This window comes from Candidatus Bathyarchaeota archaeon A05DMB-5 (genome assembly GCA_019685655.1).
GTDB lineage: Archaea > Thermoproteota > Bathyarchaeia > Bathyarchaeales > Bathycorpusculaceae > DSLH01.
The window spans coordinates 59,047-77,968 of sequence record JABFQP010000002.1 but is presented as its reverse complement, the minus strand read 5'-3'; the positions used below and the strand labels follow the sequence as shown (position 1 = coordinate 77,968).

Genomic DNA, 18,922 nt, shown 5'->3' with positions numbered 1-18,922 from the left:
AGCATGGTTACGCTTCTAGGCATTGCTTCATAACGGGGTTTCTACATTGCATATTCAGTTTTCAACGAACCATACACTCAATCATTTTGCCGCATGTAAGGCATTCGTCAGGAATAGGCATGTCCCTTGAACGTTTTTTCAGATAACCCAAAAAGTGTTTGCATTGAGAGTCCTTATCGTGAGATACTCCCCTTTTCTTGGAAATGTCAATTGTGCTTCTTTTTTCTTCACTTTTTTCTGTCTTTATGTTGCCAACTTTTACCATGCAACGAGGGCATGCTAAATAAGTTCGCACGCTTCCGTGGGACGCGACTGTTGCCAAAAGCGGCTTTTGGAAGTGTTCTCCACAAGTGCCACACGTGAAACCATCATGCGCTTCTCGCGATGAATAATCTTCATTGTCAAACTTTAATGAATCAACACTTCTTCGCATCGTCTTCACCCTTACTAGATATAAATAGTGAATATTAATATGTAATAAACCTTTTTGAAGACATGTACAACAAAAAGACACATGGGCCCGGCCGGATTTGAACCGGCGACCTTCGCCGCGTGAGGGCGACGTCCTAACCAACTAGACTACGGGCCCTCCTAGGTTCCCTAGCCATTGGTTTTGTCTTTGACTGTCTGATATTGTTTACTGTAGGGTTTGAAATACTTATTTTGGTTTCATAAAATCTTTGCTTTTAGCTTTTGAATAAGAAAGTGGTGAAGCGTTTTTGAATAGTTTTGAAAATGATGTGGATTTGGAACAAAGAAAAATTGATAGAGCCTTGAAAATCTATTGTTTTTTGGTATCCGCTTTTGCGGGTTATCTTTTTGTCTATCTTTTGCGGTTGTTGATGGTTTAAGGGTCTTTCACTGTTATTTTTTTTACTTTTTTAGCCCAAGGAATAGACACTGCATCTTCCTTAAACCACTCAAACAGTTCTTGTATAATTGTCTCATTGTTTTCCACAAGACTTTCATCAACCAACTCAACAGTGATTAACACCATTTTCTTTTTCATGTTTCATCCTCTGTAGTTTTCAACGCCCTTTTAGTTTTAAGCAGTATTTCCTTTCTCGATGTATCATAAATTATGATTCTGAATCCAAAAAAGACTGAAACTTTGTTCCATAAACCTTTTCTATAGAAACTTTTCACTTCAACAACGGGTGCAAGTTGGGAAGTTTACACAACCTTCTCCTTTCTCCCTTCTCCTCTCGGCTAGGTGAGAAACAAAAACTTGCACCCAACTGTTTTATCTTTTAATTCAGAAAACTTAAAAACACCTTAGTCCTTTTTGAATTGATGGCATTGCCGAGGTAGCTCAGCCTGGGAGAGCGCCCGGCTGAAGACCGGGTTGTCGCAGGTTCAAACCCTGCCCTCGGCACTACATAAATAGTTTTAAAACTTCAAAATTTATGCTAAAATATAGGTGCAGAAAAATGAAGTTTACTTACACAGGTATTCGAGTTAGGGATCTAAAGCGTTCTATTGACTTCTATACCAAAACAATGGGTATGAAAGAAATCCAGAGAGGGAAAATGCGGGCAGGTGGCATGTTTGTGCAATTGAAAAGTAAGGGGCCACAGCAAATCTTAGAACTAAACTATTATCCACATAGAACGAAATATTACGAAGATATATAGAGGGTTCAGAATTAGATCACTTGGCTTTCTGGTGTAAGGATGTTCGAAGAAGCTATGAAGAAGTGCTCGCTGGCGGTGCGACGTTAGCCATTGAACCATGGGATGAAGATGGTTACACTTTAGCATTTGTTAGAGATCCAAATGGAATTTGGATTGAGCTTATCGGAAAGACGGTAAAGTTAACTTCAAGCAAGCCCTCTAAGAAGCTTTAGGTGTATTCTTTTCTTTTTTAATATGTGCATGTCATGGAAGGATGTGTATTTTCCATCAGTTGTTGTTCCAAACACGGTTTTCACAATAGCCGTTTTGTTTTTGCGTGTTGTAATTTGCTTTTGATTTTTCTGCATACGTAGAACATCAAGTTTTTATGAGGACTCGTCTTATTATGGAGTTATGTCTGGCAAGGAGTTTTTTGTTAGCCGCTATGAAATGCTCGGTTGGAGATTTAGAGACGTGGAGCCTAAACAAGCAATCAGAGTAAACAAAATGAATATTGCTGAGGAAGAGCTTGTTAAAAGGCTGCAAGCTTCGGGAATAGAGCTTGAGAAGATTTCTTTTCTTAACGATGGCTATTGGATTTGTAAATCAAAATTTTCAGTTGGAGCGACTCCCGAATACCTTTTAGGCTTGTACTCAATACAAGAAGCAGCAGCTCAAATTCCAGCCACATTATTTACAGATTTAAAAAATAAGATTGTTTTAGACGCTTGCGCGGCTCCAGGCGGAAAAACTGTTCAACTAGCTGATTTAATGCATAACACCGGCGTAATAGTAGCTTTGGACGTGGACAAGTGCAGATTGACAGCATTATCTAACCATCTAGAAAGATGCAATGTGCACAACACTGTTGTCTATAAGATGGACGCAAGACAAGCTTCAAGGCTTAACATGAAATTTGACAGGATACTCTTGGATGTTTCATGCTCAGGAAACTTCTCCACCGACAAGGACTGGTTCAAGCGAAGAACAATCAAAGATGTGGAGAGAAACGCTAAACTTCAGAGAGAAATGTTAGCCGAAGCAGCTAAAATTCTTAAAAACGATGGCGAACTGGTTTACGCGACATGCTCGCTGGAACCAGAAGAAAACGAACTAAACATCAACTGGGCAATAGAAACGCTAAACCTCCAAACCGAAAAAATCAACTGCTACGGCGAAGAAGCACCAACCAACATTTTCAATAAACAACTAGACGCTTCTATAAGAAATTGTAAGAGAATATGGCCTGAACAAACGCAAGGGTTCTTCGTTTGTAAACTGAAAAGGCGTAATAAACTGTGAAGCCCCTAAAAGATTTTGCAAATCGCCTCGGTGCAAGCATCAAATTAAACGAAAATTTAATAGTAAAGAAAGAGAACCGCTACTTCCTCATCAACGAAAATCTGAAAAAAGCAGTTGCCAAAGACTTCTTTTACGTTGGAGCTTATCTAGGAAAAATTAAGGGCAACAAATTTTTTCCAAGTTTTATTTTGCTAAAAATGATTGCTAAAGAAAAAGCAAACAAAATAATCGTTGACAAGAAGACAGAGTGGTTTTTCATTTGCGGAAGAGACGTATTTAAAGGGGGGATAATTCAAGTATTCGGTGCAAAAAGAAGAGGCGCTTACGCTTTAATCCTTAATCAACGTGGCGAATGTTTAGGTTTCGGCAAAATACTCTGCAATTTAGACGAGAAAAAGTGCAAAGTTGCCGTAAAGAATATTTTGGACATAGGGGATTTTCTGAGAAGAGAAGCACATCAAACCTAAACATGCCGACCTCTTATTGTTTCCACTATCTTTTCAATTTTTACAATCTTTTGTTCTCTCTTAGCTAAATTTCGAATAACAACTGCATTTTCTTTCAATTCCTTCTCCCCGACAATTATTGCGTAACTCATTCCTCTTCTATCTGCATCTTCTAACGCTGTAGTTACTTTTCTTCCCATAACCTCAACTTCCACGGGCACATCCGCTTCTCTCATCAGTCTTGAAATTTTCAAAGCTTCCCCTTTCAACTCTTCCTTAACTGGAATAACCATGACAGTTTTCTCTCCAGTTTCCACTTCAGCCTTCTGCATCTGCAACGCCAACATTATCCTATCTATTCCATGAGCAACACCAACAGCTGGTGTAGGTTCGCCGCCAAACAACTCGATAAGCTGGTCGTATCTTCCACCTCCACCCAAGGCTATGTCAAACTCCGGCACGTACACTTCAAAAATCATTCCGGTGTAATACTCAAGCCCCCTAGCAAATCCAGCGTCAACAATAACATCCATTTTACATTCGCTTTCCACCATTAACTTCAGAATTGCAGCAAGATTCTCAACCGCAGAAACAGCCTTATCATATCCCTTAACAACCGCCTTCATTTTTCCCACAGCCTCAAAAATTTCGCTACCTTTAATTGTCACAAGCTTCTGAAGAACATCGGCGCACTTTTCAGAAGCTCCAGCATCTTTAACCATTTCAAGCGCAACTTCATACTCTTTTTTATCCATCCGCTGCATAACCGCATTTTGCACATCATCCTCCAATTCTTCTTGAACGAAAATTCCCCTCAAAACTCCCACATGTCCAACCTTGAAAACATACTTCTTCAACCCAGAAGTTGCCATGAGACTATTAGTCAGCATCAATATTTCTGCGTCCCCCTCTGGCTTGCTTGAACCCATCAGTTCATAGTTCGATTGCCAAAACTCTCTATAACGTCCCTTTTGTGGTTCATCATAACGATAAACAGTGCCAAAACTGAAAAGCCTAAGCGGTTTAGGTTCAGTTCTCAAGGTTGTCGCTACCACTCTAGCAACGGAAGCCGTAAACTCTGGACGCAAAGCCACATCTCGTCCACCTAAATCCTTGAAAACAAACATTCGCGAGCGAACTTCTTCGCCAGCCTTCGCGGCAAGAAGCTCGTAGGATTCCACTACAGGCGTTACAACTTCTTTGTATCCGTAAAGTTCTGCCACTCTTCTAGCTTTGTTTTCAATAAACTTCAACATGTTCGCTTCTTCTGGCAGAAAATCTCGCATTCCACGAACAGTTTTGAAAGTAGGCATCAACGATTTCTCCGTTATTTTAAGGTTAATTGTGAAACCGAATAGTAAACTATTTCTCCTCTGCGGTTCATAACGGCTAAAACTAGTTCTTTCTTTAGGCTTTGGCACTGTAGCATTATGCGTGTTAAATCTTCAATTGGAATCGGTTTGCCTTCTTGAATGCTTAAGATTAGGTATTTAGCCGTGTTTTTGCCATATTCGCCCTTTTCATAAACACGAAAGTCAACGCCTAAACCGAAACCTTCTCTAACGGTGTATCCGCGGCTTCGCAAATCTCGGTAAGTCAAATACTTAACCCAAGCATTCTCCTCTAAATCCTCATAACATCGCAGAAGTTGTTGAAAATCCATCTTCTTGCCCTTTTTCGCCTCAACATCTAACCATCCCTTATCCAAAAGGTAAAGCGCTTCATAAAAAGTCAGCAAGAGCTCATCGTTTTCTTTAACACCATACCCTCGAGACGAAAGCTCATTTATGTTTTGTTTTTCAGAAATTTTAACTCCTTTCTCCACTAATGTACCTTTAACTTTGAATTCAGAACGGCTAGGTTCTTTCTCTTCTCTTTTGCTCATACAAATCCTCAACCAGCATAAGCTACATTTTTTCACTTATAGACGTTGGCTTTAAATTTGTCAAAATCTTTCTTGTGCAACACGCCGTCTTCACAAATTATTGCTGTGACATAATCAAGCGGAGTTATGTCGAACGCTGGATTAAGAACGCTTATTCCTTCAGGAGCAATTCTATAAGAGCCCACATGTGTGACTTCTTCCGGTTTTCTCTCTTCAATCACAACCTCATCCGATTTGCGTGAAAAGTCAAAAGTGGATTTTGGAGCAGCAACATAGAAAGGTATGTTGTGTTCTTTAGCTAAAACAGCAATTGTGAACGTTCCAATCTTGTTAATAACTGCATCAGTAACTATTCTGTCAGCTCCTACAACAACCATGCTAATCAACCGTTTATACATGACATAGCCAACCATACCATCAGTAATCAAAGTGACCGGAATGCCTTCCTTCTTGAGCTCATAAGTTGTTAACCTTGCGCCTTGCAATTTCGGACGAGTTTCAGTGGCAAAAACCTTAATCTTTTTTCCTTGTTCCCAAGCAGCTCTTATGACGCCTAAAGCTGTGCCATATTCAACTGTAGCTAAAGCGCCAGCATTACAATGTGTCAGAACCACATCACCGTCATGTATAAGTTCAGCTCCGTATTTGCCAATCAAACGGTTTGCCGCGGCGTCTTCATCAGCTATTTTCTTTGCTTCATCAACAACAAAAGCAGCTAAATCTGCAACGTTTCCAGAAAAATTTTTTGATTTAGACATGATTCTGTCTATCGCCCAGAAAAGGTTAACAGCTGTTGGTCGTGTTCTCTTTAGAGTTTCTGCTGATTTCTCCAACTCTCTGATTAACTCTTGTTTGGATTTTGCTTGGGAATTGTGAGCAGTTAAAGCTAAAGCAAAAGCTGCAGCTGCTCCTAATAGTGGTGCTCCTCTTATTTTCATGGTTTTTATTGCTTCAGCCACTTCTTCACAGCTTTTCATCTTGAGAATTATTGTTTCGTGTGGAATCCTTGTCTGGTCTATTGTGACAACTGTTCCGTTGCGCCATTCTATTGTTCGCCTCATTGTTGCAGCAAACCTCAGTAAACCGTTTATGCAGTAGGCTGTATAAAATTTTGTTAGACAAGTGAATATTGCTTATGAAACGTGAAAAACTGAAAACGCTCCTTGAAAACCTCGGGACGAGATACTCTGAAATATTGGGTATAAATCTCTCAGATGGAAAAGAGGAAGAAATTTTCAAATGGTTTCTTGCGGCTATACTTTTCGGAGCACCTATAACAGAAAATTCAGCCATCAAAACTTTCAAGTGCTTCCATAAGTATGACGTTTTGACACCAAACCGAGTTTCTGAAACTGGCTGGGATGGTTTAGTTAGAATCCTTGACGAAGGTAGCTACACGCGCTACGATTTCAAAACAGCAGACAAACTTTTAGAAGTTATGCAAAATCTCATTGAAAAATATGATGGACGCTTGATAAACATCCACAACAAAGCTTCTGACTCGCGTGATTTAGAAAAGCGACTAAAAAATTTGGGAAAAGGCATTGGCGACGTAACAGTAAACATCTTCCTAAGAGAACTGCGTGAAATTTGGGAAAAAGCTGACCCAAATCCAACAAGCTTAGTAGTTCTCGCAGCGGAAAATCTTGGCATAGTAAGAAAAGGAGCAGCAGCCAAAGACGCGCTAAAACAGCTAAAAACTTTTTGGCTCCAGAACGAGATTGCAGGAAAATCTTTCATTAACTTTGAAACAGCACTACTTAGGCTAGGCAAAGACTATTGTAGAAAAGGAAAATGTGGTGCATGCTTAGTTAGGAGCGAGTGCCCGATTCATAGGGCGCTTTAACATAGGTTATGACTTCTATTGGGCATTCACCGGTTAACTTCAGTTTCTTTTTCCATTCTTCTCCAACAGCTATGAGCGAGAAAACTCCTGAAATTTCAGCCTTCGCTTTTCGAACAAGATTCACCAATGCCGCTTGTGTTTCTCCAGTTTTAATCATATCATCAACGATTAAGACGCTGTCCCGTTTTTTGATGGCTTCCTTTGGAATGTAAAGTGTCATAGTCACGCCTGAGTCTTTGCCTAACACGTAGGTTTCTTCCAAAAAAGCCTTAACCCCGACCTCCTTGCTTCTCTTTGCAAGTATCAAATTGACGCCTAATGCGTTTGCAACCATGGTTGCTAACGGTATTCCATCAACAGCAGCTGTCAAAACTTTCGTCACACGTTTCCCTGCGAAAATGGCGAGCGCGTGATTGGCTGCTTGTTGGATGATGTTGAAATCGCCTATAATGTCAGTATTATCGAAATATCCGTCTTCGTCAAACTTTATTCTGCTGCGAAGCTCCACTTCTAGCCCAACAAGTTTTGACAATACTTTCCAAAGCTGCTTCGCTCTTGCGGTGTTCGGCAAAACATGTCCCTTCGCGTATCTACTTAGAACTGTCACGGGCAAACCTGTTTTAGAAGCTAATTCGCGATATGTGATGTTTCTCTTGTACTTTGCAGTTCTAAGTAGTTCAATGGTCATTAAGCGAAGTTTTAACTCGTCTGCATGTGTGCTCATAACTTTCCCCCTTATACAAGGATAACTCAAATACTAGAGTGTTTACCATTTATTATTGCATTACCAATTTAAAATTTCCGTTCGTAAAGCGAAGAGGCAGAATTAGCATAATTCATGGTTATGGCTAAAACGAAAAATCAGTTAAGTTATGCAATAATCTATCATGTAGTTTGGTTCTTGTAATTGTAAGAAATATGATAAGAATACTTGTGACAGATTTTGAAAGCTTCGATGAATTCTTCTGCAAACTTGTCTGCATGCTTCTCTGTGCCTCTGTGTTTTCCGTCTTGTGTCCGGAGGTGATGGTAAAACTCATGCAGAATCACGAAGGGCTCCTCAAGTTTTTCTTGGTTCATAACGTGAATGGTTTTGGTTTTGGCGACATAACACCCAACTTTTTTACTGCACTTCTTCGGCATTCCAACTTTCAAATGTGGAATATCAACCTTGTAATGGTGACTAAGTGCTTCTATGGCTTTATAGGGTTCTTTAATAAGAATCAATTGCACAATCTTGGCTTTGAAGAGGTTTTCTTCGTCGAACATCTGGAACTCCTTTTTAAAGTTTAGAGTCCCTTGATTTAAGGGTAAAGTGTTCTGGTGTGTGAAGACAACGCAATTAAAATTCATAAGCCTAACGGCGCAAAGAAAATCGTAAAGAGGAAAATAAATTCTTTCACGAGTAAACGCAATTGCAGCAAGCATACTGTTTTCATCTTTGTTAAAAAGGTAAAAACAAGAAACATTTTTTATGAAATAAAGTTTTGGCGGGCCCGCTGGGATTTGAACCCAGGACGTTCAGCTTTCTTCAATGCTTAGTTTTAGAAGGCTGACGCGCTTTTTGGCTTGTTTGGTGTCCATGCTGCGCCACGGGCCCTTTGAGTTTGGTCGTATAAGAAAAGGAGTTTTGCCGTGATATATTTTATTCTATGTAAATGGCTGGGCGATATGGTTTTGCTTGTTGTGCTCTGTTTTTGGGGTCATAGCGGTCTGCAGATTCTTCGTTGTAGATGTGTATTTTGGCGTGGAGTTCTTTTTCGAGGAAGTTTTCGGCTTCTTTTAGTGTTTCGTGCTCGTTTATGGTTACGATTTGTGTTAGTTTTTTCTTTCTTTCTTCTGGCATGTGGTTGATTTCTTCGATGATTTGATTGGCGAATTTTGCTACTTTTTCTGCTTTTGCTCTTAAATTAGAATCGGCCATCAATTCTCTCATCAAGTCTTTTTTTTGAACTTTTCCAGAAATGGATTTTTCGAGAATTTTTGAATAAACTTTCCATTTCCATGGTGTAGCCGTGTAGTAGAATATTTTTTTGGGCTTCATCCCTGTGGCTTTTATGATGTTTGACGTGTCTTCGAGTACGTTCATGATTAGGGTTTCGTTTTCTTCAGCTATTATGTCTATTTTTGTTTTGTCTGGTGTGGGCCAAGAACTTGTTGACACGAAGTTTTTTTTGCCCATCATTTCCCATAGTTCTTCGCATATGTGAGGCGCTACTGGGGCTAGCATTCGGATTTTGGCGTCTAAAACTTCATCTATTACGTATGTTTTATCGCTGTTTTCTTTTTGTTTCTCAGTTCGTTTTTGGTACCATTGGAAGTCTTGGTCTAGCTCGTATATTGCTGTGTGTATGGCTTTGCGCACTGCTAGTTTGTCCATGGCTTCGGTTGTTTTTCTTATGTGTTCTTGTAGTCGGCTGAGCATCCATTTGTCTATGGCTGACAGTTTTTTTGGCGTTTTTCTTGTGTGTTTTTTCTTTGCGAATTCGGCGACGAATCTGTGTAGGCGTTCTAGTCTTTCGCGCATTGATTTGGCTACTGATGGGCTGAAGTCGACGTCTTGTAGTAGTTCGGCGGTTGCTAAGACGCTGAGTCTTATTGGGTCTGCGCCGAATTTGGTTAGGCCTTCTCGTAGTGGGATTATGTTTCCGAAGGATTTGCTCATTTTTGCGCCTTCCATTAGGACGTGTCCGTTGGTTACTATTTGGCGTGGCCAGTGTTTTTCTGGGAATATGGCGGTGTGGTTGAATATCATGAAGGTTAGGTGGTTTGGGATTAGTTCGTGGGCTGAGTGTCTGCTGTCGAGTGGGTAGAAGTATGAGAATTCGTTGTGCATTGCTTTCAGTGTTTTTGTGTCTATTTTGGTTTTTTTGGCTATGGTTGTTGGGTTGCCTTTTCCGAGGAAAATGTAGTCGAAGACGTTTTCTGTTAGTTGTTCTGCTTTGATTTTGTGTTCTTTTATGTGCTTAACGATTGTGTAGTATGCCATGTATATTGTGGAGTCTGAGAGGGATTCGATTATCCATTCTTTGTCCCATGGGAGTCTTGTGCCCATTCCGGATTTTCTTGCGCATGCTTTTTCGTGTAGCCAATCGATGACGTAGTTGTATTCTGGGCGCATTTCTTCTGGTAGGATTTCCATTTTTTCTAGGTTTTTGCGTGCTAGGGCTTTCCATTCGGGTTTTCCGTAGTCTATGAACCATTGGTCTTCCAGAATTTTTACGATGCATTCTGTTCCGCAGCGGCATAGAACTGGTCTGTTTAGTAACTCGTACATTGTTGTGGCTTTGTTTTCAGCGATTAGGTCTTTTTTGACTTTGTCTTTTGCTTCTGCCACGGTCATGCCTTGGTATTTGCCTGTGTTTTGTTTCATTTTGCCGTTGTGGAATTCGTGGCGGTAGACTTCTTTTGTTGCGTCTTCTAGTTTTGGGTCTGTTTGGTTTTGGATTTGCATTTTTTTGACTACGTCTGCTGGTGGGATTTCTGAGTAGTTTGGAACTTGGATTAGGGAGATTGGTTTGATTGCGTTTATGGCGTCGGTTGTTATTCCGTATTCTTTCAGTTTTGACGGTGTTTTCTTTATGTTTTCTAGTGCGACATAATCGTATGGCGCATGTCCGGGAACGGACATTACTACGCCTGTTGCGTTTTTTGGGTCAACGAAGTCTGCTGGGAGGATTAGGATTTTGGTTTTGGTTGCTGGGTTTTCAACTTTTTTGCCTATGAGTTGTTTTCCTTCGAAGGTTTCTATAATTTTGACTTTTCTTTTTTGGTAGGTTAGTTTTTCGGCGCTTTCTTTGCTGATTATCCATTGTTCGCCGTTGATTTTTGCTTTTACGTATTTTGCGTTTGGGTTTAGCCAGATGTTTGTTACGCCGAAGATTGTTTCTGGGCGTAGTGTGGCTGTTGGGAAGACTATGCTGTTTTGTTTGAATTTTATGACTGTGAATTCGCCGATTTCTGGTTCTACGTCGCCTTTTGTGTCGTGCATTCCAACTGGGTTTCCACATTTTGGGCAGAAGCCTACAGGGTGGCTTCCACGTTTTATGTATCCGCCTTTGCGTAGTTTTTGGAATTGCCATTCTATGAAGCGGTTGTAGTGTGGGTCTACGGTTGTGAATTCGCGTCGCCAGTCGATTGAGTAGCCTATTTCTTTCATGCCTGTTTTGATTTCTTGGTGGAAGTAGCGTGCCATTGTGATTGGTTCGGTTAGTTCTTTGAGTTTTTCTTTTGGGATTTTGTAGATGGTTATGAAGTCTTTGATGAGGTCTTTGTCGTTTTCTGCGAGGCGTTTAGCCATGGCTAGGACTGGCGTGCCAGTATAGTGGAATGCCATTGGTAATAATACGTTGTAGCCGCGCATGCGCATGTAGCGTGCGTGTACGTCTGCTAGTGTGTAGGTTCTTCCGTGTCCGATGTGTTGTGGCGAGTTTGGGTATGGGTAAGCCACTGTTATGTAGTATTTTGGTTTTTTCGGGTCTGGGTTTGCTTCGAAAATTTTGGCTTTTTCCCAGCGTTTTTGCCATTTTTCTTCTGTTTTTTTCAAAAATTCCATAAAGCTTTCTGATTTGGTTTGAGGGGTATTAAAGTTTTTGTTTTCACGGGCAGAGAACTTTATCCCTCATTTTGTGCACCAGTGGTTAATGTGTATGTGGTTGGATTAATCTTTTGCTGTGCGCGGAGAGCTATAGCCCCCCTTATAAATAGGTTGAATTTTTAGACTGACCAAAAGGGGCTTTGGTAAGATTTGAAGTCACATTTTTACTTTATTCTCTTCAATAATCTAAAAGTAATGCAAAATACAGATTTTCCATGCTTATTTTCTCTTCACAAATTATTTCTTTGTCTGAAATACTCATCAGATTGGTAAATCACATGGAATTAACCAAAGAGAAGGCAACTTTAGCCTTCTCCCCTAAAAAAGGGAATGATAAACGTTTTAAAAAATTTATTTGGGTTACTTGGGTTGCAAAATTGATGGCAGGAGAAAGTCGATGTCTCTGGTCTGCATGGTTTAAAACCCACTATACAAATTATGAGAAAGTGCCATCCAAATGCGAATTTATTAAATATCAACTAGAGCACAGCCGCATGATTAATGAACTTAGAGAGGAGCGAATAGCAAAAGGCGAGAAAGTTTTTGTTGAGGATGCTAACCGTTTTTCTCTGGAAATCAAGCCAAAACTTACTCTCAATGGAATGCCGGATTTGGTTGCCCTTTCAGGAAACAAGGCCACAGTTTATGAATGTAAAAGTGGGATACAAAAGGATTCATATCAAATTCAATTAATGATTTATCTGTATTGTCTTCCACTTTGCTTTGATCAATACAAAGATATAAAACTTGAGGGTTGCCTCTTGTATTACCCTAATACTAGGATTGAAGTTTCTCAAAGTATAATCGACGAGAGATTTATTGACCACCTTAATTATTGGCTAAACATTTTGGGTGCAGACACTCCACCAGCAAAAGCTCCGAGTGAAAATGAATGTCTATTCTGTAATATTGCCAAAGCTAATTGTCCCGAAAGAATAGAAAAAATCCAGACAAAAATCAAATAACCAATTAACCAATTAGTTAAACTAGTCATTAAGAAGAGAATGGGTAAAAACATGTCCCTTCTCCTACGTAGTTAATAATCATCATTCTTCCCTCTAGGAAAGGCAGACACGAGGAGTTGAGTGGGGTGATATATTCCCGAAAAAGAAGAGAAGGAGTATGTGTTGAGGTAATTGTTATATGTGGTTGTGTGCTGAATGGAGAGATAAAGCGTAAATTTGGCGTGGAGTTTGGTGGATGCCTTACTACGTTTACATTATTCAGTGTAAGGGCGGCTGCTTCTACACTGGTTACACGAAGGATTTAGATTCGCGGATGATGCTTCATGTTAATGGAAAAGGCGCCAGATACACGCGGATGCACAAGCCGAAGAAACTTGTCTATGTTGAAGAGTTCAATTCTCGGTCAGAAGCTATGAAAAGAGAAAGAATAATCAAAAGGATGACTCACCGCCAGAAACTTGAGCTTGCAAAGTCTAAGCCTTGTTGAAGGCTTATTAGCTGAATGCTTAGAAACTATTGCTAGAGGAAAACGTATGGCGAAAAAGAAAAGCTGGAGCGAAAAACTGCACGACGCTAAAGGCTTGTCTAAAGTGGAGAAGATTACTGGCAAAATTAGCAAGAAATGGGGCACGGGCACCGTGGTTATTCCTGCACCATTGGAAGTTGACGAGATTATGCGGAAAGTGCCAGAAGGAAAGGTTACTACGATTAATGAGATTCGGGCAGCTCTTGCTAAAAGGCACGGTGCAACAATTGGCTGTCCAATCACTACTGGAATTTTTGCTTGGGTTGCGGCTTACGCAGCAGAAGAACAACGCGAAAAGGGTGAAAAGAAAATTACGCCTTACTGGCGAACGTTGAAAGTAGGTGGAGTTTTAAACGAGAAATATCCTGGCGGAGCAGAAGCGCAAAAGAAGCTTTTAGAAAAAGAAGGACACATGGTTATACAAAAAGGCAAAAAATACATAGTAGCCAACTACGAAAAAGCACTAGCAAAAATATAGCGTTTCCTTAACAAACTGTAAATTGGTGTAGGATAACCGTAAAACATCAGCATTTTAGTTGTTTCTTTAGGATTTCTTCTGCTTTTTTTATTGCTTCTTGCAGTTTTTCTAGTTTTGTTCCGCCGCCTTGCGCGAAGTTGGGTTTTCCTCCGCCTCCACCGCCAATGATTGCTGAGGTTTCACGTACTACTTCGCCAGCATTTACACCTTTTCCTAGCGCAGTTTTTCCAGCCATAACCATTATCCGTGCGTTCTTTCCATCCGAACCATAAAAAACCGCGACTGTTGCATCGTCTCTTTTGATTACCTCGCTTGCAGTTTGAACCATGCGGTCAACATCAATTTCTTCCTTAAAATCACGAAAAACAAGCTTTATCCCACCTACTTCTTTAACTTCTTCAGCCTTTCCCACGCCTACTCCAGCGCTTTCACGTTCCGCCAATTCTTTAATGAGTTTTCTTCTCTCCGCATTCGCTTCCTTCAACTCTTTAACAAGCCTTTCCGCAGTTTTGTCCAGCTTCTCTAAAGGCGCATTCAATATTTCTGAGACACGCCACAACAACCGCTCATTTTCCTGCACAGACTTCAAAGCGGGAATCCCAACAGAATAAACAAGCCTTTCAACGCCATCCTGCACTCGTTCCGTGTGAATTATCTTTATGAAACCAATCTCACCAGTGCTTCTCAAATGCGTTCCCGCACACGCTTCAACATCCCAATCACCAGTAGCCACAACACGGATTTCCTTGCCTGGAACCGCTCCGCCTTGGTAAAGCCTAAAACCGTAACGGCTTTCCGCTTCGCTTCTCGGCATCCAAACAGTCGTAACTATCATATTCTGCAAAATCGCCTGATTCGCCAAAATCTCAATTTTATGAACCTCTTCAGGCGTAAGCCTCCGATAATGCGAAATATCCAATCGAGAACTCTCAATGCCCTTCTGCGTTCCAAACTGCCAAACATGCTGCCCCAACACACGCCGCGCAGCACCATTAATCAAATGCGTAGCCGTATGAGCCTTCATTAGACCATAACGTCTATCCCAATTAATAACGCCAGTGATTTTGCTGCCTTCTTTTGGAAGAACCTTGCTTTTGACTTTGTGAACGATGACTCTGCCAACCTTCCTTACGTCAAGAACCTCAACTTTCTTCCCGTCAAACTCAAGAAAGCCGGTGTCAGCTGGTTGTCCACCGCCTTCAGGATAAAAGCATGTCTTATCTAAAACTGCGTATTCGCCAAACAATACCTTGAGAACTTTAGCATCGAAGCTTTGCATGTAAGCGTCTTTATAATACAGCTGCTCAGTTTCCGGCAAACCTGAAACCGCTGTTTCCAACCGTTCTTCTGGTTTAACCTCTTCCTCAACATGCTTCTCAGCTTGCATGTGCCTCTGAGCAATCAAAGTGTAAAAATTGTCTGGAATCGCAACCTGCAAATCTTCTTTTTCTGCAACTTCTTTAACAATCTCAGGCGGAAGCCCATGCGAATCATAAAGTTCAGTTAAAGTTTCTACTGGAATCTCCTTTTTCCTTTTCGCTTTTAACTCTGCTGAAATCCGCTTAACCATTCCTTCGCCTCGTTTAAGCGTGTCTCCAAACTTCTCCTCTTCCACCTGTAGCATATCAATAATCTCGTTCTGCATTTCCTTAAGATGCGGGAAATCCTCACCCCAAAGACGAATCTGCAAATCGACAATGTCATAAAGCTTGTCTGAAATACCAAGCATCCTCAAAAGCCTATAGACTCTTCTGAACATGAGCCTCGCCAAATAACCCTCTTGAATATTGGATGGAACAACACCCTCAGCAAGCAAAAAGCTAAGGCATTTAGTGTGGTCCGCAACCGCGAAAACATTCTCAATAGGAACCAAAAACTTGTCAAGCTCATCCACGCTTAAGCCAACAAGAGCCGCTTCCCTCTTACGAGTCTCCAATCTACTCGCAGTCTTATCCAAATTAACCAAACTGGAAAACTTAGCCACTTTCTTTAACAATTCAACGTCAATTTTAGCCAAACCCGCCATTCTAAACAATCTGTCAAGCAAGTCGCCATAAACCGCATGGAAGCCGCTTGGAGCGCCTTGCGAAAGCCAAGCATAACGGTCCATACCATAACCAGGATCAACTGTCCGTATTGGCAATTTAACAAATTCGTCATCAACAACTTTGTATTGCATGAAAACAAGCGTCGCAACCTCCAAACCTCGAATAATAGACTCTAAACAAGGTCCAGCGTTTCCGCCTCCAGACCACACTTCCTCCTTGTAGGTAACCTCGTCAGATTTTACACCCAAAACTTCCGTAACCCATCGATGATGATACCGAACAGTCTCATCTTTCCAGTAAACCTCCCTGTCCGGATAATTGAACGCATGCGCCCCACCCATCTCAAAAATCGTCAAATGCCTGCCAAACGTTGGTCCAGTATTTGCTATGTCCACCAATCTTATGCAAGGCTGAGAAACCACAAGCGGATTCGCAGGCGGCGGAGCAATACCATTCGTTACGTAAGGTTGAAAATCAATAATGCTCGCATGCGTCAAGTAAATGTCATCTCGCCACCTCGCCACGACAGGATAAGGCTTTATACGTGTATGTCCATTCTTCTCAAAAAACGAAAGAAACGCCTCACGCATCTCACGCAAACCATAACTTTTCCGAGTAGGCGGATTATCTATAAACGTGTAACATGCACACTCGTCTGAAGACGCTTCACCACAAGTTTCTTGGCTATGGTTTTGCGTCCAAAAATATTTTCCGCACTTAGGACACAATTTCCTAACGTAATCTGTCTCCTTAAAAAATGGAATATTGTATTCTTCTGCGGGAAACCTATCCAACTCTTAAGCGCTCCAATTAATGTGTAATTTAAGTTTTCAAAAGGTTAACGGACAGCAAACATTTAAACTATTTCGCTAACCAAGTTTGAAGCCTAACAGAAAGCCCACGGCGAAGCTTCCGATGAACGGTAAAACCGATATTACGCCAACAAGCCACGATGCAGCTTGCTGGGCGCCACCAAGCCATCCGGCTACAGCGTCCCAAAGTGCACTGTAGTTTATGTTGATTATTCCTTGAGTGCTCAAGTATACGAGGGCTATTAGGAAGACGCCTATCAAGATGACTATGAGCTTGCTAATTTTCTTAATAGCGTATCCGCAGATGAAGCCGCCTACGGCGCCTACGCCCAATTGATAAACAAGGGGAGTAACTAACTCGCTCATTCAATATTCCTCTTTATTGGCGTGTGTTATGAAAAGTTTGATTTAAATGCGTTTTGTTATTAAGAATAAAAAAATGTTTGCAGTGAGGAGGTGAAAAACACGGAGTTGCTAGACATATACATATTGAACCTTCTGGTTACCATAGGCATGTTTGTCGTTTTAATTTTTAGAGCATGGGTTGAACAGAAACATTACCGCATGATGTGGCAAGAAATGGAATGGCGAAGAACATACCAAACCATGGAGCGCATACTGAAAGCAGAAAAAGACCTATTCTCAAAAATGGAAGGCGGCGACGAACTCTACCAAATGCTATGCGAAATCTTCAAAGTCGACGAAAACAAGAAAACCTAAGGAAAACGCCACCCCTCAATCATTTCTCCATGCTCTTTGCTGTGTTTTTCCATTCCATAACGCCTAAAAGGCTTCGTCAAATGCCTCTGAGACCTAGCTGATGTAATGTAAAGACCTCTTTTAACTTCACGCTTCACGCGAGTCTGAATTTTTTTGAAGTCCGCGTATCTTGAACCGCATTTTTTACATCTAAACCCTTTATTCTTCCCCATAGACTCTAAGCGTTTGCCACATTTTGGACAAAGCGGATTGTGACTGATAATTTTCGGCGCAAGCTTCAACAGTCTAATTTTTTCAAGATTCACAGTCAACAGTTTATCCTTCGACGGCGCTCTTACGCCGCCATAAACTTCCACGAAATCTCCAACTAACAGTTTTCCCGCAACCTTCCTAAGAGCCCCGGTTGGCTCGTAGGCTGCACAGTCAACTTGCGCGCTGTCATCCTTTATCGCGAAAACAACGTGTCTTCTCGGAATTACAATGGGATTTGACGCCACTGTTCCTCTCGCAATAACCGGATGATAAGGCTTAATCTCGCTAAGACTTTTAACCCGTTTAAGATGCGCATCCGTGCCATGATTCGTGCGAAAAATGACCCACCGCTCAACCAGCTCAAGAGGCTTAACCATAAAAAAAGCCTTTTTCACAATTTCCGGAGTTTCTCCTCTGATACCAAAAAGTATTGGGTCGGGTCCCCGCGGCGTTATAATAACTCGCTTTTTCTCAAGGTCAACATTGTTAAAAGTGTATGGCGCCGTAGCCTTGTCCATTTCAAAAATTGAAGCTTCATCTATGCGTCTTTTTGAACCATAATTTTCTGGAACCCGATACGCAATGATTTCGTACGTGTGGTCTCCTTGAAGTGGCTCGCCAACGGCAGCCAAACCGCCAATGATTCCTCTGCCATTCTTGAAACCCACTGCTTCTGCTCTAAATAATCTCAGAAGATTTAACGCCTCTTTCAAACTTACAATTCCCGTTATGGCATTTTTGGCAAAACTCTTAACCAATTTTGGAATGTTGGCTCTTTTAAAGAAAACTATGCCGGGGTCTGTTCCCTTAAACTCAAGGTCTGCTTGCTCTTCCACAGCGCTCATCACTGTTTCTTTAATTTCGTTTTCCACACGCTCATCGTATCGTATTCTTAGGCATAAGGCTCCGTTTCCTCTGGTTTTCCACGGCACGTTAGGATTCAGCCTAACCAAGTTTGGATAATCAATAAAAGTTGCGCCTAGCTTTTGCAGTTTTTCCACGAGAAGAGCGGCAACGTAGGTTGTGCATCCCTTTCTTATGGAGTCGGTATCGTCGAATCCTATGTGCATTGTTTTTGTGGTCATCTATGGCAACCTTTTCTTTACGATTTAGAGAATAGCGGAGCGTATGCTAAAAGTGTTGTTTTGGTGTGAATGAAAAAAGAGGAAGCGTGTGCTATTTTGTTTCTTCGACAACTATCATTGTTAATGTTGAGCGAACCTTGTCAAGCCTTCTGACACGCCATGTCACAATTTCTTTCAGTTTATCCATTGTATCTGCTTTAACCCGCGCAATTATGTCGTAGACTCCATAGACTGCATAGGCTTCATCTACGCCTTCAACTTTCTTCAAATCCTTCAGAACATCTGCTTCTGACCCTATTTCCGTATTTATCAGCACAAACGCTGTAGGCATTTTAAATCTCCTCACT

Annotated in this window: 21 protein-coding genes and 3 tRNA genes; 10 read left to right on the top strand and 14 right to left on the bottom strand. The window is 41.2% G+C overall.

The genetic code is table 11. The features are described from left to right. Nucleotides 1-61 precede the first annotated feature (61 nt). From HM003_03265 to HM003_03255, 3 genes are all read right to left on the bottom strand, one after another. Nucleotides 62-433, bottom strand: a complete 372-nt coding sequence (locus HM003_03265; GenBank protein MBX5328357.1) for a hypothetical protein — start codon at nucleotides 431-433, stop codon at nucleotides 62-64. Between the two features lie 82 nt (nucleotides 434-515). Continuing rightward, nucleotides 516-589 (bottom strand) — tRNA-Val (locus tag HM003_03260). A gap of 258 nt (nucleotides 590-847) precedes the next feature. Next, nucleotides 848-1,009, bottom strand: a complete 162-nt coding sequence (locus tag HM003_03255; GenBank protein ID MBX5328356.1) for a hypothetical protein — start codon at nucleotides 1,007-1,009, stop codon at nucleotides 848-850. A 292-nt stretch (nucleotides 1,010-1,301) separates the two neighbouring features. On the opposite strand from HM003_03255, the gene HM003_03250 reads away from it, so the two are divergent. The 5 genes from HM003_03250 (at nucleotide 1,302) to HM003_03230 (ending at nucleotide 3,382) form a co-directional block, all read left to right on the top strand. After that, nucleotides 1,302-1,375 (top strand) — tRNA-Phe (locus HM003_03250). 55 nt (nucleotides 1,376-1,430) lie between these two features. After that, complete coding sequence (locus tag HM003_03245) at nucleotides 1,431-1,634, top strand: VOC family protein (protein MBX5328355.1); 204 nt, start codon at nucleotides 1,431-1,433, stop codon at nucleotides 1,632-1,634. A 20-nt stretch (nucleotides 1,635-1,654) separates the two neighbouring features. After that, nucleotides 1,655-1,846 carry a hypothetical protein gene (locus HM003_03240; protein MBX5328354.1) on the top strand — a complete coding sequence of 64 codons (192 nt, stop codon included), beginning with the start codon at nucleotides 1,655-1,657 and terminating at the stop codon, nucleotides 1,844-1,846. 181 nt (nucleotides 1,847-2,027) lie between these two features. Next, nucleotides 2,028-2,915, top strand: a complete 888-nt coding sequence (locus HM003_03235; protein MBX5328353.1) for an RsmB/NOP family class I SAM-dependent RNA methyltransferase — start codon at nucleotides 2,028-2,030, stop codon at nucleotides 2,913-2,915. Further along, nucleotides 2,912-3,382, top strand: coding sequence for a hypothetical protein (locus HM003_03230; GenBank protein MBX5328352.1), 471 nt, complete (start codon nucleotides 2,912-2,914; stop codon nucleotides 3,380-3,382). The genes HM003_03235 and HM003_03230 overlap by 4 nt, the downstream gene beginning before the upstream one ends. Here the strand turns inward: HM003_03230 and HM003_03225 are convergent. Genes HM003_03225 through mtnA form a run of 3 tightly spaced genes read right to left on the bottom strand, consistent with a single transcriptional unit; the run spans nucleotide 3,379 to nucleotide 6,307 of the window. After that, nucleotides 3,379-4,674, bottom strand: coding sequence for a histidine--tRNA ligase (locus tag HM003_03225; protein ID MBX5328351.1), 1,296 nt, complete (start codon nucleotides 4,672-4,674; stop codon nucleotides 3,379-3,381). The genes HM003_03230 and HM003_03225 overlap by 4 nt on opposite strands. A gap of 14 nt (nucleotides 4,675-4,688) precedes the next feature. Next, complete coding sequence (endA, locus tag HM003_03220) at nucleotides 4,689-5,246, bottom strand: tRNA-intron lyase (GenBank protein ID MBX5328350.1); 558 nt, start codon at nucleotides 5,244-5,246, stop codon at nucleotides 4,689-4,691. Nucleotides 5,247-5,278: 32 nt separating this feature from the next. Next, entirely contained in the window at nucleotides 5,279-6,307 is a 1,029-nt protein-coding gene (gene mtnA, locus HM003_03215) for an S-methyl-5-thioribose-1-phosphate isomerase (protein ID MBX5328349.1), read from the bottom strand. 74 nt (nucleotides 6,308-6,381) lie between these two features. Between mtnA and HM003_03210 the strand changes: the two genes are divergently transcribed. Next, entirely contained in the window at nucleotides 6,382-7,092 is a 711-nt protein-coding gene (locus HM003_03210) for a hypothetical protein (GenBank protein ID MBX5328348.1), read from the top strand. Here HM003_03210 and HM003_03205 read toward each other — a convergent pair. From HM003_03205 to leuS, 4 genes are all read right to left on the bottom strand, one after another. Further along, on the bottom strand, nucleotides 7,058-7,816 hold the full coding sequence (locus HM003_03205; protein ID MBX5328347.1) for a helix-turn-helix domain-containing protein: 759 nt from the start codon (nucleotides 7,814-7,816) through the stop codon (nucleotides 7,058-7,060). The genes HM003_03210 and HM003_03205 overlap by 35 nt on opposite strands. A gap of 161 nt (nucleotides 7,817-7,977) precedes the next feature. After that, complete coding sequence (locus HM003_03200; GenBank protein MBX5328346.1) at nucleotides 7,978-8,361, bottom strand: hypothetical protein; 384 nt, start codon at nucleotides 8,359-8,361, stop codon at nucleotides 7,978-7,980. A gap of 219 nt (nucleotides 8,362-8,580) precedes the next feature. Then, a tRNA-Arg gene (locus HM003_03195) sits at nucleotides 8,581-8,692 on the bottom strand. Nucleotides 8,693-8,737: 45 nt separating this feature from the next. Beyond that, nucleotides 8,738-11,647, bottom strand: coding sequence for a leucine--tRNA ligase (gene leuS, locus HM003_03190; GenBank protein ID MBX5328345.1), 2,910 nt, complete (start codon nucleotides 11,645-11,647; stop codon nucleotides 8,738-8,740). Nucleotides 11,648-11,967: 320 nt separating this feature from the next. On the opposite strand from leuS, the gene HM003_03185 reads away from it, so the two are divergent. The 3 genes from HM003_03185 (at nucleotide 11,968) to HM003_03175 (ending at nucleotide 13,658) form a co-directional block, all read left to right on the top strand. After that, nucleotides 11,968-12,654, top strand: a complete 687-nt coding sequence (locus HM003_03185; GenBank protein ID MBX5328344.1) for a Dna2/Cas4 domain-containing protein — start codon at nucleotides 11,968-11,970, stop codon at nucleotides 12,652-12,654. Nucleotides 12,655-12,889: 235 nt separating this feature from the next. Further along, nucleotides 12,890-13,141 carry a GIY-YIG nuclease family protein gene (locus HM003_03180; GenBank protein MBX5328343.1) on the top strand — a complete coding sequence of 84 codons (252 nt, stop codon included), beginning with the start codon at nucleotides 12,890-12,892 and terminating at the stop codon, nucleotides 13,139-13,141. A 46-nt stretch (nucleotides 13,142-13,187) separates the two neighbouring features. Next, nucleotides 13,188-13,658 (top strand): hypothetical protein, encoded by a 471-nt coding sequence (locus tag HM003_03175; protein ID MBX5328342.1) that lies wholly within the window; start codon nucleotides 13,188-13,190, stop codon nucleotides 13,656-13,658. A gap of 46 nt (nucleotides 13,659-13,704) precedes the next feature. Here HM003_03175 and HM003_03170 read toward each other — a convergent pair whose 3' ends face one another. Together HM003_03170 and HM003_03165 are read right to left on the bottom strand one after the other, a co-directional pair. Then, nucleotides 13,705-16,470: an alanine--tRNA ligase gene (locus HM003_03170; protein ID MBX5328341.1), complete on the bottom strand. Its 2,766-nt coding sequence runs from the start codon at nucleotides 16,468-16,470 to the stop codon at nucleotides 13,705-13,707. 105 nt (nucleotides 16,471-16,575) lie between these two features. Further along, nucleotides 16,576-16,884, bottom strand: a complete 309-nt coding sequence (locus HM003_03165) for a hypothetical protein (GenBank protein MBX5328340.1) — start codon at nucleotides 16,882-16,884, stop codon at nucleotides 16,576-16,578. Nucleotides 16,885-16,974: 90 nt separating this feature from the next. Here HM003_03165 and HM003_03160 point away from each other — a divergent pair, with 90 nt between their 5' ends. Next, nucleotides 16,975-17,238, top strand: a complete 264-nt coding sequence (locus HM003_03160) for a hypothetical protein (protein MBX5328339.1) — start codon at nucleotides 16,975-16,977, stop codon at nucleotides 17,236-17,238. Here HM003_03160 and HM003_03155 read toward each other — a convergent pair. Further along, nucleotides 17,235-18,575, bottom strand: a complete 1,341-nt coding sequence (locus HM003_03155; GenBank protein MBX5328338.1) for a DUF1743 domain-containing protein — start codon at nucleotides 18,573-18,575, stop codon at nucleotides 17,235-17,237. The two genes, HM003_03160 and HM003_03155, sit on opposite strands and share 4 nt — an antisense overlap. Before the next feature lie 91 nt (nucleotides 18,576-18,666). Next, entirely contained in the window at nucleotides 18,667-18,906 is a 240-nt protein-coding gene (locus HM003_03150) for an Lrp/AsnC ligand binding domain-containing protein (protein ID MBX5328337.1), read from the bottom strand. Nucleotides 18,907-18,922 lie beyond the last annotated feature (16 nt).